Origin of the sequence: Pseudoxanthomonas sp. CF125, assembly GCF_900104085.1 — a bacterium.
Taxonomy (GTDB): Bacteria; Pseudomonadota; Gammaproteobacteria; order Xanthomonadales; family Xanthomonadaceae; genus Pseudoxanthomonas_A.
Genome location: NZ_FNLD01000001.1, coordinates 1,331,257 through 1,348,188 on the forward strand (window position 1 = coordinate 1,331,257; position 16,932 = coordinate 1,348,188).

Consider the following 16,932-nt stretch of genomic DNA (forward strand, 5'->3'; position numbering starts at 1 on the left):
CATGACCTCTGCGCGCGCCATCGCGGTACTTGGAGCCACCGGCTCGATCGGCGCCTCGGCGCTGGACGTGATCGCGCGCCATCCCGACCGGTTGCGGGCTTCGGTGCTCAGCGCCGGTACGCAGGTAGATGCACTGATTGCGCTTTGCGTCTCCCATCGCCCTGCCCACGCGGTCATCGCCGACCCATTGCGTTTCGCTGCGCTGCGCGACGGTCTGCGCGAGGCCGGGCTGGACACTCAGGCGCATGCCGGGGACGCCGCGCTGGAGGCCCTGGTTTCGGGCGACGCGTGCGACACGGTCATTGCCGCGATCGTGGGCGCCGCCGGTCTGCATTCCACCCTGGCCGCGGCACGCGCCGGCAAGCGCCTGCTGCTGGCCAACAAGGAATCGCTGGTACTGGCCGGGGAGCTGCTGATGGCCGCTGCTAACGGCGCAAATGCCGAAATCATCCCGATCGACAGCGAGCACAACGCCGTCTTCCAGTGCCTGCGTTCACGCCAGACTCAGGGCGATGTGCGGCGCATCGTGCTCACCGCTTCGGGCGGTCCTTTCCGGGGCCGCAGCCGGGATTCGCTGGCCTCGGTCACGCGCGAGCAGGCCATCGCCCACCCCAAATGGTCGATGGGCCCCAAGATCTCGGTCGATTCGGCCACGCTGATGAACAAGGGCCTTGAACTGATCGAGGCCCACCATCTGTTCGACATGCCCGGCGAAAAGCTGGGCGTACTGGTGCATCCGCAAAGCCTGGTGCATTCGCTGGTGGAATTCGTCGATGGCTCGACACTGGCTCAAATGGGACTGCCCGACATGCGCACCTCGCTGGCGGTAGGCCTGGGCTGGCCACAGCGGATCGAATCGGGCGTGGCCGGATTGGATCTGCTGGCCCAGGGCCGGCTCGATTTCGAAGCGCCCGACACCGACGCCTTCCCCTGCCTGCGCCTGGCCTGGCAGGCGCTGGAAGCCGGCGGCAGCGCGCCCGCGGTGCTGAACGCCGCCAACGAGGTCGCTGTTTCAGCCTTTCTTCAGGGCCGAATCGGTTTCCTAGCCATTCCCGCGCTGGTCGAGGAGACTCTCGCCCGATTGCCCGCAGCCCCGGCCGAATCGCTGGAAGCGCTGCTGGCGGCCGACGCGCAGGCGCGACGCCTCACCGAACACGCCCTCACACAGCATGCCGTCTCACAACTAGCGCAATCACAAGGCCACAAGCTCCCCGCATGAGTGACATCGTTGGCTCAATCTGGTGGATGGTCGTGGCCTTGGGCGTCCTGGTGACGTTCCACGAATTCGGCCATTACTGGGTAGCCAAGCGCTGCGGCGTAAAAGTGCTGCGTTTCTCGGTCGGTTTCGGCAAGCCGCTGTGGTCGCGCCGCGACCGCCATGGGACCGAATTCGCCATCGCCGCCATCCCGTTGGGCGGCTACGTGAAGATGCTGGACGAGGCTGAAGGCGACGTCCCCGCCGCCGAACTGCCGCAGGCTTTCAACCGCAAGCCGGTGCTGCAACGCATCGCCATCGTAGCGGCCGGGCCCATCGCCAACCTGGTGCTGTGCGTGGCGCTGCTGTGGGCGATGTTCGTGATCGGGCGGCAGGACTACAGCGCCACGGTCGGTCAGGCGCAAGGCCTGGCCGCCAAAGCAGGATTTGTGGCCGGCGACAGGATCCAGACGGTCGATGGCCAGGTCATCAACACCTGGGGCGACGCCCTGCAGGCCATGACCACAGCGGCGCTGGACCGCCATGACCCGCAGATCGTGGTTTCCGATCGGATGGGGGTCGAGCACACCCGCAACCTTTCGCTTTCGGATCTACCGCCCGGCTTCGACCAGGAAAACGTGGCCGGGCTTGCCGGTTTCGCCTGGCAGCACCAGTTGGCCCCGGCACTGGTCGAGAAAACCCAGCCCGGTTCGCCGGCCTCCAAGGTGCTGATTCCGGGCGACCGGATCACCGCTGTCGATGGCGATCCCGTCCGCAGCTTCAGCGATATCTCCCCGCTCGTGCAGAAACTGGGCACCAAGGGCGGCGGCGCCATGATCGAAGTCGAACGCAACGGCGAACGCCTGGCGCTCGACATCCAGCCGGCCTGGTGGCGCGACCCGGACTCGGGCAAGGAATACTGGACCCTGGGCATCGCCCCCCCTGCCCAGTTGCAGCCTGCGGCCTACGACGCCAAGCAGCAATTCGGCCCGCTGGCCGCGATCCCCGCAGCGTTCAGGGAAACCGGCAAGTTGGCTTCCGGTTCGCTGGGCATGATTCGCCGCATGCTGACCGGGCAGGCCTCCATCAAGAATATTTCCGGCCCCATCACCATCGCCCAAGTCGCCAATGCTACGGCCAAACGCGGGGTCGACTGGTTCCTGTATTTCCTGGCTTTGCTCTCGCTGAGCCTGGCCATCATCAACCTCATGCCGATCCCGGTCTTGGACGGCGGGCACCTGCTGTATTACCTTATAGAGTTGGTCAAAGGCAGTCCGCTTAGCGAGCGCGCCATGGCCACCGGGCAATATGTGGGTCTGGCCATGCTGGCCAGCCTAATGGGTCTGGCGTTCTACAACGACATTTTCCGTCTGGTGACCTGATGGCCCTGCTTTCCCGGATATTCCCGGCTCGCTTTCCCCTGATTTCCCCGCCGGCCCCTTTTCGGCAAACCCCTGCGCCCTTGCAGGCAACAGCAGCACCCACCTTATCGGATGTGATGATGACGCGACTCCCCACCCGCCGCCTGCTCGCCCTAGCCCTGGCCTCGGCCATCGCATTGCCGGCCTGGGCGCAGACGACGGAATTCGGCCTGCCGGCGACCGCCAGTGCGGACGCCTTCACCGCCAGCGACATCCGCATCGACGGCCTGCAGCGCATTTCGGCCGGTACCGTACTCACCTACCTGCCGATCGAGCGCGGCGACACGGTCGACTCCACCAAGATCGGCGAAGCGATCCGCGCGCTGTACAGGACCGGCTTCTTCGAGGACGTCAAACTCGATCGCCAGGGCGACATCCTGGTGATCACCGTGGCCGAGCGCCCGGCGATCAACAAGCTGACTCTGAGCGGCAACAAGGACATCAAGACCGAAGACCTGACCAAGGGACTGCAGGACATCGGCTTGGCCGAAGGCGAAACCTTCGACCGTCTGGCCCTGGACCGCGTCACCCAGGAGCTGACCAAGCAGTACAACAACCGCGGCAAGTACAACGTCGAAATCAACCCGACCGTGACCAAGCTGGACCGCAACCGGGTCGACATCACCATCAATGTCAAGGAAGGCAAGGCCGCCAAGATCCGCCACATCAACCTGATCGGCGCCGAGAAGTTCGAGAACAAGGACATCCTGGACAACTGGGAATCGAAGGAAAGCAACTGGCTGTCCTGGTACCGCCGCGACGACCAGTACTCGCGCGAAAAGCTCTCGGGCGACATCGAGAAGCTGAACTCCTACTACCTCGACCGCGGCTACGTGGATTTCTCGCTGGACTCCACCCAGGTGGCGATCAGTCCCGACAAGCGGGACATGTACCTCACCGCCGGCATCACCGAAGGCGAGCAGTACAAGGTGTCCGATGTGAAAGTCACCGGCGACACCATTCTTCCGGTCGAGGACATCGAAAGACTCGTGCTTGTAAAGAAAGACCAGATATTCTCGCGGGCGGTGCTCGAATACACCTCCGACGCCATCACCTCGACCCTGGGCAACATCGGCTACGCCTTCTCGCAGGTCAATCCGATCCCCACCGTGGACCGCGAAAACCGCACGGTCGCCATCAACCTGCAGGTCGTCCCCGGCCCGCGCGTGAACGTGCGCCGGATCGTGTTCAAGGGCAATACCCGTTCGGCCGACGAAGTGCTGCGCCGCGAGATGCGCCAGTTCGAAGGCAGCTGGTATTCGCAGGCCGCCATCGACCGTTCCAAGATCCGCCTGCAGCGCCTGGGCTATTTCGAGACCGTCGACGTGGAAACGCCGCCGGTGCCCGGCAGCAACGACGAAGTGGACGTGGTCTTCAACGTCAAGGAAACCACTTCGGGCAGCTTCGTGTTCGGCCTTGGCTATTCGCAGCTGTCCGGCCTTACCACCTCCATCCAGCTGTCGCAGAACAACTTCCTGGGCGGCGGCAACCGGGTCTCGGTGGAAGCCCAGCGCAGCGACTACCTGCAGCGTTATTCGTTCTCCTTCGTCAATCCGTTCTTCACCGACGAAGGCATGTCGCTGGGCTACAACCTGTGGTGGCGCGAGTTCGACTATTCCAGCTTCAACACCGCGCAGTACTCGACCACCAGCGCCGCCGCACAGGGCGTACTGGGCCTGCCGATCACCGAAAACGACACTGTCTCGCTGCTGTTCGGCATCGACACCAACGAAATCCTGACCTTCCGCGGCTCCACGCCCGCCTCGATCATCGACTACATCGATGCCGTCGGAACGCGCACCTTCCACGCCTGGCGCACCGAGCTGGGCTGGGCGCGCGACACCCGCAACGACTACTTCATGCCGACTCGCGGCACCTACCAGCGCGTCTCCACCGAAATCACCCTGCCCGGCTCCACGGTCGAGTATTTCAAACTCAACTACGAGTTCTCCAAGTACTGGCCGCTCAGTCAGTCGCTGGTGCTCAATACGCGCGCCGAAGTGGGATACGGCGACAGTTACGGCAGCGATTTTTCGCGGCGCCTGTGCCGGGTCAATCCCAGCGATCCGCAAACCAAGGCGGCGGCGCAGTGCGCGCCAGGCACCGTCGAAGCCGGCGTGCTTACTGCCACAGGCCTGCCCTTCTTCGAGAATTTCTATGCCGGCGGCGTGCGCTCGGTGCGTGGTTTCCGCGACAACACGCTGGGCCCCCGCTCGGAGGAGATCGGCGGCATTCGCGGGCAGCCGCTGGGCGGGTCGCTAAAGACCACCGGTTCGCTGGAAATGTATTTTCCCAAGCTGTTCGACTCCAAGGCCGCCCGTGTTTCGGCGTTCGTGGATTTCGGCAACGTCTACGCCGATACCGACAGCTTCGACGCGGGCGAATTGCGCGCCTCCACCGGCATCTCGCTGCTGTGGCGCGCGCCGGTCGGACCCATCTCGATCAGCTATGCGTTCCCGCTGCGCAAGGAAGACGAAGACGAGGTCGAGCGCCTGCAGTTCACCTTCGGCGGCGCGTTCTGAGGATCGCCGCGCAGGCGCCATGCCCCCTCAATGATGTCCCTTCAAGGCCCGGGCAACCCCGGGCCTTTCTTCTACGCGGCCATCCCAAGACGTTAAACTGCGCCCAGTGGACACTTTCAGCATCACCGCCGACGAGATTGCCGAACGCTACGCCCTGGTGTTGCGTGGCGACGGCAGCCTGCGCATACGTGGCGTGGGCACCCTTTCCGGTGCGGGCGAAGGCCAGCTGACTTTTCTGGCCAATCCACGTTACCGCAACCAGTTGTCGGCCAGCAGCGCCTCCATTGTGGTGCTCCGCGAGCAAGACGCCGCGGAAGCCCCCGGCACCGTGCTGATCGCCCGCGATCCGTACACCACCTTCGCCAAAATCGCCGCGCTGTTCGACCGGCAGCCGGTTCGCGATGCCGGCATCCACCCCTCGGCGGTGATCGATCCCGCCGCGCGCATCGCCGACGGCGTGCATATCGGGCCTTTCGTGGTGATCGGAGCCAATAGCGCCGTCGGCGAGGGCTGCGTGATCGGACCGGGTTGCGTGATCGGCGAAGATTGCGAAATCGGTGCAGGCAGCGAGCTGATCGCGCGGGTGACCCTGGTGACCCGGGTACGCCTGGGGCGGCGGGTGCGCATCCATCCCGGCGCGGTGCTGGGCGCGGATGGTTTCGGCCTGGCCATGGATGCCGGCCACTGGATCAAAGTGCCGCAGCTGGGCGGCGTGACGGTCGGGGACGACTGCGAGATCGGCGCCAATACCTGCATCGACCGCGGCGCGCTGGGCGACACCGTGCTGGAAGAGGACGTGCGCCTGGACAACCAGATCCAGATCGGACACAACGTGCACATCGGCGCGCATACGGCGATGGCCGGCTGCAGCGCGGCGGCCGGCAGCGCCAAGATCGGCCGCTACTGCCTGATCGGCGGCGCCGCAGGCGTGCTGGGCCATCTGGAAATATGCGACAAGGTGACCATCACCGCGATGTCGCTGGTAACCCATTCGATCCGCGAACCCGGGGAGTACTCCTCGGGCACGCCGCTGACCGACAACCGCAGCTGGCGCAAAAACGCGGCCCGCTTCAAACAGCTGGATTCATTGGCGCGACGCATCCCAGGCGTGCGCAAGGAGGAAGAGTGAACGAACCCGTGAAACTGCCCATCGACGTGACCCGCATCCAGCAATTGCTGCCGCACCGCTACCCGTTCCTGCTGGTGGACCGCGTAGTCGAGTTCGAGGCCCACAAGAGCATCGTCGCGTTGAAGAACGTCAGCATCAACGAGCCGTTCTTCCAGGGCCATTTCAGCGGGCACCCGGTGATGCCGGGAGTGCTGGTGATCGAAGCGCTGGCGCAGGCCGGCGGCGTATTGACCCAGCTCTCGCGCGGCACGGTCGCCGACAACAAGCTGTTCTACCTGGTCAAGATAGACAATGCGCGTTTTTCGCGCATGGTGGTGCCCGGCGATGTGCTGGAACTGCACGTGCAGATCAAGCGCATCATCCGCACCATGACCTTTTATACCTGCGTGGCGCGCGTCGGCGGCGAGGAAGTGGCCTGCGCCGACGTGCTGTGCGCTGAAACGGAGAAGGAGTAACGCATGAGCCCGGCGCCTGCGATCCATCCCAGCGCTTCGATCGATCCGGCCGCCAGGCTAGGGGCGGATGTGCGCGTCGGCGCGTTCACCAGCATCGGCGCCGATGTGGAAATAGGCGACGGCAGCGTCATCGGGCCGCATTGCAGCATCACCGGCCCCACCCGTATCGGGCGCGACAACCACATCGTCGGCCACGCAGCGATAGGCGGCGATCCGCAAGACAAGAAATTCAAGGGCGAGCGCACGGAGCTGGTCATCGGCGACCGCAACACCATCCGGGAATTCGTCACCATCAACCGCGGCACCGGCGACGGCGGCGGGATCACCCGCATCGGCGACGACAACTGGCTGCTGGCCTACACGCACGTCGCGCACGACTGCAACGTCGGCAACTTCTGCGTGTTCTCCAACAACTCCACCTTGGCCGGCCACGTGCAGATCGGCGACTGGGTGATCATGAGCGGCTTCGCCGGCGTGCATCAGTTCTGCCGCGTCGGCGCGCATGCGTTCCTCGGCATGGGCGTGCTGGTCAGCGGCGACGTGCCGCCCTACACCATGGTGGCGACCGAGGCCCAGGGCCGCCCGCGCGGCATCAATAGCGAAGGTCTCAAACGCCGGGGTTTCGACGCCGACCGCATCAGCGCCATCAAACGCGCTTACCGCACCTTGTACGTCGCCGGCCTGCCGTTGGCCGAAGCCAAGCAGCAACTGGCCGAACAGGCGCGCGACAGCGCCGATGTGCGCGCGCTGCTGGATTTCATCGAAAGCGGCGAACGGCCCCTGCTGCGATGAGCGGCTGGCGGCGCGGCACGGCAACCGGCAGCGACGATGCGGCGCCGACGTTGTTGGATTTGGCCGCACGCCCGGGAATGCTGCACGAGCGTGCAAAACGCATTGCCCTGGTCGCTGGCGAGGCTTCGGGCGATGCATTGGGCGCCGGCCTGATCGCAGAGCTGCGCAAGCGTTTCCCCGAAGCGGAATTCGCCGGCATCGGCGGCAAGGCGATGCGCCAGAGCGGCTGCGAAACCTGGTACGACTCGGGCGAGCTGGCGGTGATGGGCCTGTCCGAAGTCCTCAGCCATCTGCCACGCCTGCTGAAACTGCGCCGCGAGTTCCGCGAGCGCGTGCTCGCATGGAAGCCGGATGTCTTCATCGGCATCGATGCCCCCGACTTCAACCTGGGCGTGGAGCGCTGGCTCAAGCGTCGCGACGTCCGCACCGTGCATTACGTGAGCCCTTCGGTATGGGCTTGGCGCGAGAAACGCGCGCAGAAGATCGGAACCAGCGCGGACATGGTCCTTTGTCTGTTCCCGATGGAACCGCCGATCTACGCCCGGCACGGCATCGACGCGCGCTTCGTGGGTCATCCGATGGCCGACGAGATGCCGGTGGAACCGGACAAGGCCGCCGCACGCGCCGCACTCGGCCTGCACGCCTATACGCCGGTCCTGGCAGTGCTGCCGGGCAGCAGGCTGGGAGAAATCGGACGGCTCGGCAAGATTTTTCTGGAAGCGGCGCGGATCGTTTCCGAATCCGTTCCCTACTTGCAGATCGTGGTGCCCGCGGCGAATTCCGCCTGCGCGGATGCTCTGCGGCCGTTGATAGCCGAAACCGGATTCGCCGCACCGCCGATGCTGACCGATGGCCGCGCACGCGAGGCGATGGTGGCTGCAGACGTGGTGCTGCTGGCGTCTGGCACCGCCACGCTCGAGGCGATGCTGGCCAAGCGCGCGATGGTGGTCGGCTACAAGGTGGCCCCGCTGACCTACCGCATCGTCAAGGCGTTCGGCATGCTGAAAGTGGAGCGCTACGCGCTTCCCAACGTGCTGGCCGGAAGCGATGTGGCGCCGGAACTGATGCAGGACGAATGCACGCCTGAGAATCTGGCCGCGGCCGTGCTGAACCAGTTCCAGCATCCGGAAATCACCGGCGCGCTGCAACCGCGTTACCGCGAGTTGCATGAGACGTTGCGCCAGGATGCCTCGGCACGCGCTGCCGATGCCATCGCGGGGCTGCTGCCGAAGGATGCCAGACCATGAACCAGCGTGCGCTCGATTTTCCTTCGGCGTCCAACGTGGCCGTCCCCTTGCTTGTCGCGGGCGTGGACGAAGCGGGCCGGGGGCCGCTTGCCGGGCCGGTGGCGGTCGCGGCGGTGGTCTTCGACCCTGCCCGTCCGCGCATCAATGGGCTGGACGATTCCAAGCAACTCAATGCCGCGCGGCGCGAAGCGCTGTATTCGCGGATCATCGAACGCGCGCTGGCCTGGCGCGTGGTGCTGGTGGAAGCGGATGAGATCGACCGTCTGAACATCTACCAGGCCACGATGCTGGGGATGCGGCTCGCGGTGGAGGGCGTAGCCCATGTCGCAGAACTGGCGCGCATCGACGGCAACGCGTTGCCGAAAGGATTGCCGTGCCGCGCCGAAGCCCTGGTGGGCGGGGACCGCCTGGATCGCTCGATCATGGCCGCTTCGATCCTGGCCAAGGTCACCCGGGACCGCTTGATGGTCGCTATGCACGATGAATTCCCCGCCTACGGCTTCGCGGTGCACAAAGGCTATGCCACGCCTTCGCATCTGGCTGCCTTGGCCGAGCATGGTCCCTGCCCGCTACACCGGCGAAGTTTCGCGCCGGTGCGTGATGCGATGGGCGCCTCTGGTCAAAGTCCGAGGCGCATGCCCGGTCCGCTCACGGTGGCTTGCCCGGATTGACCGACAGATGCGCAATGGCACCCAGCGATTTGCTCATCAGCGGAGTGACCGTGATCTTGAACGCCAGGCTGCGTAATTCGTCGATCGGATAGACGAAATCGAATTCGCGCTCCTTCAACATATCCTTGATGATCGTGGCCTCGCCGATTTCGCGGCCGACCAGATTCTTGATTCGCGATCTGATCGCGCTGGCTTCTTTGGGCGTTGGCTTGCGGTTTTTTCGATCGCGTGGCATGTGACCTCCTCGGGTGGCCCCGGTCAGGATTTTCCGGGGGTGGATGGAACCGTGTTTTGAACCGCGTCCGCGCGCGTGCGATCGGGCACCAGTCCGGCGCGGCGCAATACGGTGTTGGAGACGACCCGCGTTTCCGGCAGGCCCGCGGCCCGGGCTGCCTGTAGCCGTGCTCGCGCGGCTTCGGTGTCTCCCAGCAGGGCGAAGGTTTGCGCGTTGTACAGAGCGATCTCGGCTTGCTCGCCCTTGAGCTGTTCGGAACGCATCAGCATTTCCCGCGCCTCGCCGGCGCGTCCGAGGTTGGCCAGGAACCAGCCCTGCGCGGCCAGCGCCGTTCCATCTGCCGGGCGTGTTGCGATGTAGCCCTGCGCAAGCTTCGCCGCCTGCTGGAATGCGGCGCCTGCCTTGTCCGCGGTCGCCGGATCGGCCAGCAATGCGTTGCCCAGGTTGCCCCAGGGCAGGTAGTCGGCCGGCGCCAGCGTGGTGGCACGCGTGTGCAGATCCACTGCGGCTGCGTAATCGCCTGCCTGGTATTTGAGCTCGCCAAGATTGGTCAGCGCTTCGGAACCGGGCTCGATGGCGATGGAACGCTCCAGCGCGCGCATCCCCGCCGCGTTGTCGCCGGCGCCTACGTACAACGCCGCCAACGTGTTCCAGTAGATCGCATCGTCCGGTTTCAGTTCGACGGCCTTGCGATAGGCCGCGATCGCCTCTTGCGAGCGCCCGGCCAGGTAGCTGTAGTAGCCGCTGTAGGCGAAGATCCTGGCGTCGGCAGGGCGCAGCGCGAGCGCAGCGCGGCTCAACGCCAGCGCGCGTTCGTGGTCGCCCTGCTCGGCATGCACCATGGCCAGGCCCATGTAGGCCGAAGGGCGCGACACCGGATCGGATTCGGCGCGCGTATAGGCCTCGACCGCTTTCCCCGATTCTCCGTGCGCCTGGTAAAGGTCGCCCAACGCAACGCTGACCTCGCCCAATCCTTCGTCCATCTTCCCGGCGCGCGTGCAGGCGTCGCGAGCACGCTCGAATGCGGACGCATCATGTCGATGCCGGAAGGCAGCCACTTCCGAACGGCAGATCCCAGCCTGCGCCCGCGCGAATCCGCTATCGGCTTTCAGCGCGCTGTCGAAGAAACCGACCGCCTTGGCCTCGCTTCCTTCGCCTCCGGCAAGCAGTTGCTGCAATCCCCGCAAGTAGGCGTCGAATGCGGCGGCGTTGCGGGTCGGGGTAAGCCGTCTGGCCATCGCTTCGCTCTGTTTCGGCAGCACTGCGATCAGCGATCGCACGGCTTCGTCGGCGATCTCGACTTGCGTGTCGAACACCTCGGAGAGTTGGCGGTCGTAGCTGCGCGTCCACAAGATGTAGCCCGTCGCGCAGTCGGATAGCCGCGCATTGATGCGCACCCGCTGGCCTTCGCGCCGCACGCTGGCATCGAGAACCGTAGCGACTCCCAGCAGCACGCCCAGCGCCTTGACGTCGCCGCCCTGTTTCAGCACCGTCGCCGGCGACACTTGCGCGGCGACCTTCAAGCCTTGCACTCCCGCCAATGCATCGTGCATCTCCGCCGCCAGCCCTTCTGCGAAGTAGTCGTTGTCACGGTTCTCGCTGAGATTGGTGAATGGCAGCACGGCGATGGACGGTTCCGATACGCGCACTTGCGTCGGGCGGTGCTGCCAGGCCCAGATAACCAACGCCAGCATCAGCACGGCAAATGCGGTCCACTGCCAGCGCCAGAATCGATGCGCTCCGCGCCGTTCGCTGCCCGCATAAGCTGGTTCCGGCGAACGCGCTTCTTCGGAAACCGGAACCGGATCGGACGTGTTTTCGCCCGCGGCCGGCACATGCACCGACGAGACCGACGCTTCCTGGACCAGCTCTTCGGCATTGGGCGGCGCCGTGGCCGGAACCGCTTCATCCGGTTGCAGAACTCCGATGAACCGGTAGCCCACCGCATGCTGGGTCTGGATGTAGTGCGGCTCGGCGCGGTCGCCCAGCGCGGTACGCAATTGGGCGATGGCCCGGGTCAGTACGCCGGGAGTGACATGGCGGTGGCCCCAGACCGCATCCAGCAAATCGTCGCGGGGAATCAGTTGGCCCGCGCGGCGCAGCAACGCCAGCAATACGGAAAAGGCCTTCGGTTCCACCGCCACCGGTTGGCCGTTGCGGCTGATCGTGTACGCGACCGCATCCACGACGATGTCGCCGAAGCGATATCGCTCTGCCCCCTGAGTACCTGCGTTAGTGCCCGAATCGGACTCCACTGCAATTCCTCATGGAAACCTCGCAATCCAGCTGAAAAGCTGGCGGAAGCTTCGCGTCCGCATCATGACCCATCCACCGGCCCGACGGAAGCTGGTCACGCACCCGACCGGGTGCCTTTCCCAGCATCCATTACCGGAGACCCATCATGTCCACCAACGCCAATCACATCGAATCCCTGCCACAGGTGCTTTTGCCCGCAACCAATCCCAACCGCCCCAGCCGCCGCCGCCGGATCGGCAGCTTCCGTCTCAGCAGCCTGGACATGGAACGCTTCAACCAACTGCTTTCCGCCCTGGCCGGCGACAGAACCCCGCTGGATTGCGACCAGGTAGTGACCGCTGCGCGCCTGCTCGCCGATTCCTGCGGCTCGCAGTCCACCCCGACCTGCATCCGCCAGCGGCTGGAACAGGCCGGCTCGCTGTCGAGCATGCTCGCCGACCACGGCTGGCAACCCGCCAACGAAGTGGTTACACCGGCCGGCGCCGTGCTGGACTACCTCAACGGGCACAACGACCTCATCCCCGACTGGATCCCGCAGGTAGGCCGGCTGGACGACGCCATCGTCGTCGAAGCGGCCTGGCCACGGCTGGCGGGCGAAGTGCTGAGCTATCAGGACTTCTGCCGTCTGCGGCTGATAGAAGCGCGCCTGCACCAGCAGGAGATAAAGACGTTCCGCTTCGACCGGAAGGACTGGGAAGTCGCACGCCGCGCCGAGGCAGGGCTGCGCGAACACCAGCGCCGCGTGCGCGGCAGCAGCTATGTGCCGGAGGCCGCCGGGCTGTTCCGCGTCCACTGAGCAAGCAATACGGCGCTCGGAATTACCGTTCCTGGCCGCCCGCAAGGGCGGGCGGCCAGCGGAATCAAACAGAGAGGGTTCGTCATGTCCATCGCATACCTGCCGGCCGATACACGCAGACCCGCGCATCGGCTCGCGCCAGTCCAGGACCAGAACGATGATCGCCTGCAACTGCTGAGGTCGATGCTCGCCGATCGCCACTGGTCGTGCACGCCGGTAGCAAGGGGCCAACTGCTGCAGATACTGGCCAGCGCCGCTGGCAAGGGTCGCGCCAGCGAATGCGCCTGGATGACGCTGGCCGAAGAAATCGCGCGTTACCTGCTCTACCGCCGGACCGGTCTGCGGGAAGTCGCGCAACTGGAGTGGCAACGCTCCGGCCGCGAACAAAGGCCCGCGACCACCAGGCGCCTTGGAGCCTGATATACCAAGGCCCAGGCGTCGCCGCCGGCCTGTCAAGCCTTGTTCGACCCCACCCCTCCCGCTACCCTGCTAGCGGTATGTCCTCCCGCTTCATTCACCTCCATCTGCACACCGAATTCTCGCTCGCGGATTCGACCATCCGCGTGCCCGAAAAGCCGGACGAGGCGCGCCCGGACAAGGCCAAACGGCCCAATCTGCTGAGCCGCGCGGTGGAAATGAGGCTGCCGGCGCTGGCGGTGACCGACCGCAACAACCTGTTCGCGCTGGTCAAGTTCTATAAAGCCGCCGAGTCGGTGGGCATCAAACCCATCGCCGGCGCCGACCTGAGCATCGTCGACGGCAAGGAAAGCCCCTGGCAGCTGACCCTGCTGTGCCGCGACCACACCGGCTACCTGTCGCTGTCGCGCCTGCTGACGCGTGCCTGGATGGAAGGCCACCACACCGACGGCGTGGCCATCGCACCGGAATGGCTGCGCGAGGATTGCGAAGGTCTGTTCGCCATCGCCGGCCGCCACAGCTACGCGGGGCGGCTGGCCGCAGGCGGGCGCCACGAACACGCCGAACAGCACCTGGCCGACCTGCAGCGCAGCTTCGGCGAAAACCTGCATCTTGAAATCACCCGCACCCAGCGCGAAGGCGAAGACGCGTTCAACGCCTTCGCCCTGCATGCCGCCGCCGCGCGCGGACTTCCGGTCATCGCCAGCAACGATGTGCGGTTTCTGGACCGCGAAGGCTACGACGCGCACGAAGCGCGCGTATGCATTTCCACCGGCCGCGTGCTGGACGACCCCAAGCGCCCGCGCGAATACAGCCCCGAGCAGTACCTGAAATCGCCGGACGAAATGGCCGCGCTGTTCGCGGACGTGCCCGATGCGATCGACAACACCTACGCGCTGGCGCAGCGCTGCAATCTGGAACTGACCCTGGGCCAATACGCCCTGCCGGCGTATCCGGTGCCCAGCAACGAGACCCTGGACAGCTGGATCCGCAGCCAGTCGCACGAGGGCCTGGAGCAGCGCCTTCTCAGGAACCCGTTAGCCGAAGGTCACAGCGCCGACGACTACCGTGCGCGCCTGGACCTGGAAGTCGACGTCATCGTGCGCATGGGGTTTCCCGGTTACTTCCTGATCGTGGCCGACTTCATCAACTGGGCCAAGCAGCACGGCATTCCGGTGGGTCCCGGCCGCGGCTCCGGTGCCGGCTCGCTGGTGGCGTGGGCGCTGGGCATCACCGACCTGGATCCGCTGCCCTACGGCCTGCTGTTCGAGCGCTTCCTCAACCCCGAACGCGTGTCGATGCCCGACTTCGACATCGACTTCTGCATGGACCGCCGCGATGAGGTCATCGACTACGTCGCGCGCAAATACGGCCGCGACCGGGTCAGCCAGATCATCACCTACGGCACCATGGCGGCCAAGGCGGTGGTGCGCGACACCGGCCGCGTGCTGGGTTTCCCGTACGGCCTGGTGGACGGTATCGCCAAGCTCATTCCCAATATCCTGGGCGTGACCCTGAAGGATGCGATGGGCGAAGGCGACAGCAGCATGGTGTCGCAGGAACTGATCGACCGTTACCGCGACGAAGACGACGTGCGCGACCTGATGGATCTGGCGCGGCAACTGGAAGACCTGACCCGCAACGCCGGCAAGCACGCCGGCGGCGTGGTGATCGCGCCTTCGCCGCTGTCGGATTTCTGCCCGCTGTTCGCCGAACACGACGCCGAGGGACGCGGCAAATCGCCGGTGACCCAGTTCGACAAGGACGACGTGGAAGCGGTGGGCTTGGTGAAGTTCGACTTCCTGGGCCTGCGCACGCTGACCATCATCGATTGGGCGGTGAAGGCGATCAACCGCCGGGATTGGGGATTGGGGATTGGGGATTCGCAAGAGCAAAAGCAAAAGCGGGAATCCGCTCTTGCTTCTACGAATCCCGAATCCCCAATCCCCAATCCCGGCCCCATCGACATCTCCGCGATCCCGCTGGACGACGCGGCCACCTACGAACGCGTGTTCTCCACCGGCGACACCGGCGCGGTGTTCCAGTTCGAATCGCGCGGCATGCGCGAGTTGCTCAAGCGCGCCAAGCCAGACCGTTTCGAAGATCTGATCGCCCTGGTCTCGCTGTACCGTCCGGGCCCGATGGACCTGATTCCGTCCTTCATCGAACGCAAGCACGGGCGCGAACCGGTGGAGTATCCGGATGCGCGCGTGGAGCCCGTACTGCGCGACACCTACGGCATCATGGTGTACCAGGAGCAGGTCATGCAGATGGCGCAGATCGTCGGCGGCTATTCGCTGGGCGGCGCCGACCTGCTGCGCCGCGCGATGGGCAAGAAGAACCCGGCGGAAATGGCCAAGCACCGCGAGATCTTCCGCGAAGGCGCCGGCAACAACGACATCGACGCGCGCAAGGCCGATTCCATCTTCGACCTGATGGAGAAGTTCGCCGGCTACGGCTTCAACAAGTCGCACGCCGCCGCCTACGCGCTGGTGTCCTACCAGACCGCCTGGCTGAAGACGCACTACCCGGCCGAGTTCATGGCCGCGGTGCTGTCTTCGGACATGGACAACACCGACAAGGTGGTGGGCTTCCTGGACGAATGCCGCACGCTGAAGCTCGAAGTGCTGCCGCCGGAAGCAAACGCCTCTGAATACATGTTCGTGGCCACCGACGCGCGCACCGTGCGCTACGGACTGGGCGCGATCAAGGGCGTGGGGCGCGGCGCTTGCGAGGCCATTTCCGCCGAACGCGCCAGCGGCGGCGCTTTCCGCGACTTGCTGGATTTCTGCAAGCGCGTGGACTCGTCCAAACTCAATCGCCGCGCGCTGGAAGCCTTGGTCAATGCGGGCGCGCTGGACGCGCTGGGCAAGAATCGCGCTTCGCTGATGCTGCAGCTTCCGGAAGTGGTGAAAGCCACCGACCAGTTGGCCAGAGAACGCGAGGCCGGCCAGGTTTCCTTGTTCGGCGGCGGCGATGCGGCGCCTGCGCTTGAAGTGCTGCTGACCGAAGTGGACGAATGGCCTCTGTCGCAGAAACTGACGGGCGAACGCGAGACCCTGGGCCACTACCTGAGCGGCCATCCGCTGGATCCTTACCGCGACGATCTGCGTTCGCTGGTCGGCACTGATCTGGGCGAGCTGGACAAGCTGTGGAGCGGCGCGCCGCAGGCCGAGAAAAAAGGCTGGCGTCCCGAAGTGGGCGTGGTCATCGCCGGGCAGGTGGTCGCCTTGCGCCGCAAGGGCGACAGCCAGGTGTTCGTGCAGTTGGAGGATGGGCGCGGACGCATCGAGTGCAGCGTGTTCGCCGAGGCCTACACCCAGATGGCGCCGCTGCTGACCCGCGACCGCATCCTGATCGTGCAGGGCGGCCTGCGCGAGGATGAGTTCAGCGGTGGCTTCAGCTTGCGCGTGCGCCAGTGCTGGGACTACGCGCAACTCTGCTCCAGCCATGCCCAGCGCCTGTCGCTGCGGCTGGACATGCGCGTGCCTGGGCTTTGGGACCGCATCGACGCCCTGCTGGCCAAACACCGCCCGGGGGCCACCCCCCTGCGCCTGGACCTGCTGCTGAAATCCGGTGAGCGCGGCGTGGCCGGCGTGCTGGATTTGAACGGCCCCAAGTCGGTACGCGTGGACACGGAGCTGCTGGACGCACTGAGGGCGCATCCGGGGGTGAGGACGGTCAAGGTCGCTATTTCAAGGCCTTGGGCGAATTGAGCTTTTCCTTCTCCCAGGGGGAGAAGGAAAAGCCGTCGCCCTACCCACCCGTACGGGTTCCTCGTCCCGCTTCGGCTAAA

The 16,932-nt window shown here is 65.5% G+C and carries 13 protein-coding genes; 11 read left to right on the forward strand and 2 right to left on the reverse strand.

The genetic code is table 11. From position 1 onward, the window contains the following. Window position 1 precedes the first annotated feature (1 nt). From dxr to BLR66_RS06025, 8 genes are all read left to right on the forward strand, one after another. Entirely contained in the window at window positions 2–1,219 is a 1,218-nt protein-coding gene (dxr, locus tag BLR66_RS05990) for a 1-deoxy-D-xylulose-5-phosphate reductoisomerase (protein WP_093281264.1), read from the forward strand. Then, window positions 1,216–2,577: an RIP metalloprotease RseP gene (gene rseP, locus BLR66_RS05995; RefSeq protein ID WP_093281267.1), complete on the forward strand. Its 1,362-nt coding sequence runs from the start codon at window positions 1,216–1,218 to the stop codon at window positions 2,575–2,577. Before dxr ends, rseP begins: the two co-directional genes overlap by 4 nt. A 119-nt stretch (window positions 2,578–2,696) precedes the next feature. Beyond that, a complete protein-coding gene (gene bamA, locus BLR66_RS06000; RefSeq protein ID WP_093284425.1) occupies window positions 2,697–5,138 on the forward strand; it encodes an outer membrane protein assembly factor BamA in 2,442 nt (813 codons plus the stop codon). 106 nt (window positions 5,139–5,244) lie between these two features. After that, window positions 5,245–6,267, forward strand: coding sequence for a UDP-3-O-(3-hydroxymyristoyl)glucosamine N-acyltransferase (gene lpxD / locus BLR66_RS06005; protein WP_093281270.1), 1,023 nt, complete (start codon window positions 5,245–5,247; stop codon window positions 6,265–6,267). After that, window positions 6,264–6,722, forward strand: coding sequence for a 3-hydroxyacyl-ACP dehydratase FabZ (fabZ, locus tag BLR66_RS06010; protein WP_093281273.1), 459 nt, complete (start codon window positions 6,264–6,266; stop codon window positions 6,720–6,722). Before lpxD ends, fabZ begins: the two co-directional genes overlap by 4 nt. Before the next feature lie 3 nt (window positions 6,723–6,725). Beyond that, on the forward strand, window positions 6,726–7,514 hold the full coding sequence (gene lpxA, locus BLR66_RS06015) for an acyl-ACP--UDP-N-acetylglucosamine O-acyltransferase (RefSeq protein ID WP_093281276.1): 789 nt from the start codon (window positions 6,726–6,728) through the stop codon (window positions 7,512–7,514). Further along, window positions 7,511–8,761 carry a lipid-A-disaccharide synthase gene (lpxB, locus tag BLR66_RS06020; protein WP_093281279.1) on the forward strand — a complete coding sequence of 417 codons (1,251 nt, stop codon included), beginning with the start codon at window positions 7,511–7,513 and terminating at the stop codon, window positions 8,759–8,761. Before lpxA ends, lpxB begins: the two co-directional genes overlap by 4 nt. Continuing rightward, the gene (locus BLR66_RS06025; RefSeq protein WP_093281282.1) at window positions 8,758–9,432 is read left to right on the forward strand and encodes a ribonuclease HII; all 675 of its coding nucleotides are present in this window, start codon (window positions 8,758–8,760) and stop codon (window positions 9,430–9,432) included. The genes lpxB and BLR66_RS06025 overlap by 4 nt, the downstream gene beginning before the upstream one ends. On the opposite strand, the gene BLR66_RS06030 is transcribed toward BLR66_RS06025, so the two are convergent. Both BLR66_RS06030 and BLR66_RS06035 read right to left on the reverse strand, forming a co-directional pair. After that, a complete protein-coding gene (locus BLR66_RS06030; protein WP_093281285.1) occupies window positions 9,410–9,667 on the reverse strand; it encodes a hypothetical protein in 258 nt (85 codons plus the stop codon). The genes BLR66_RS06025 and BLR66_RS06030 overlap by 23 nt on opposite strands. A 23-nt stretch (window positions 9,668–9,690) precedes the next feature. Beyond that, the gene (locus BLR66_RS06035) at window positions 9,691–11,922 is read right to left on the reverse strand and encodes a winged helix-turn-helix domain-containing protein (RefSeq protein ID WP_093281288.1); all 2,232 of its coding nucleotides are present in this window, start codon (window positions 11,920–11,922) and stop codon (window positions 9,691–9,693) included. 146 nt (window positions 11,923–12,068) lie between these two features. On the opposite strand from BLR66_RS06035, the gene BLR66_RS06040 reads away from it, so the two are divergent. The 3 genes from BLR66_RS06040 (at window position 12,069) to dnaE (ending at window position 16,852) form a co-directional block, all read left to right on the forward strand. Beyond that, window positions 12,069–12,719 carry a DUF1232 domain-containing protein gene (locus BLR66_RS06040; protein ID WP_093281292.1) on the forward strand — a complete coding sequence of 217 codons (651 nt, stop codon included), beginning with the start codon at window positions 12,069–12,071 and terminating at the stop codon, window positions 12,717–12,719. Window positions 12,720–12,803: 84 nt separating this feature from the next. After that, window positions 12,804–13,139, forward strand: a complete 336-nt coding sequence (locus BLR66_RS06045; protein ID WP_093281295.1) for a hypothetical protein — start codon at window positions 12,804–12,806, stop codon at window positions 13,137–13,139. Window positions 13,140–13,216: 77 nt separating this feature from the next. Beyond that, the gene (gene dnaE, locus BLR66_RS06050; protein ID WP_093281298.1) at window positions 13,217–16,852 is read left to right on the forward strand and encodes a DNA polymerase III subunit alpha; all 3,636 of its coding nucleotides are present in this window, start codon (window positions 13,217–13,219) and stop codon (window positions 16,850–16,852) included. Window positions 16,853–16,932: the final 80 nt, after the last annotated feature.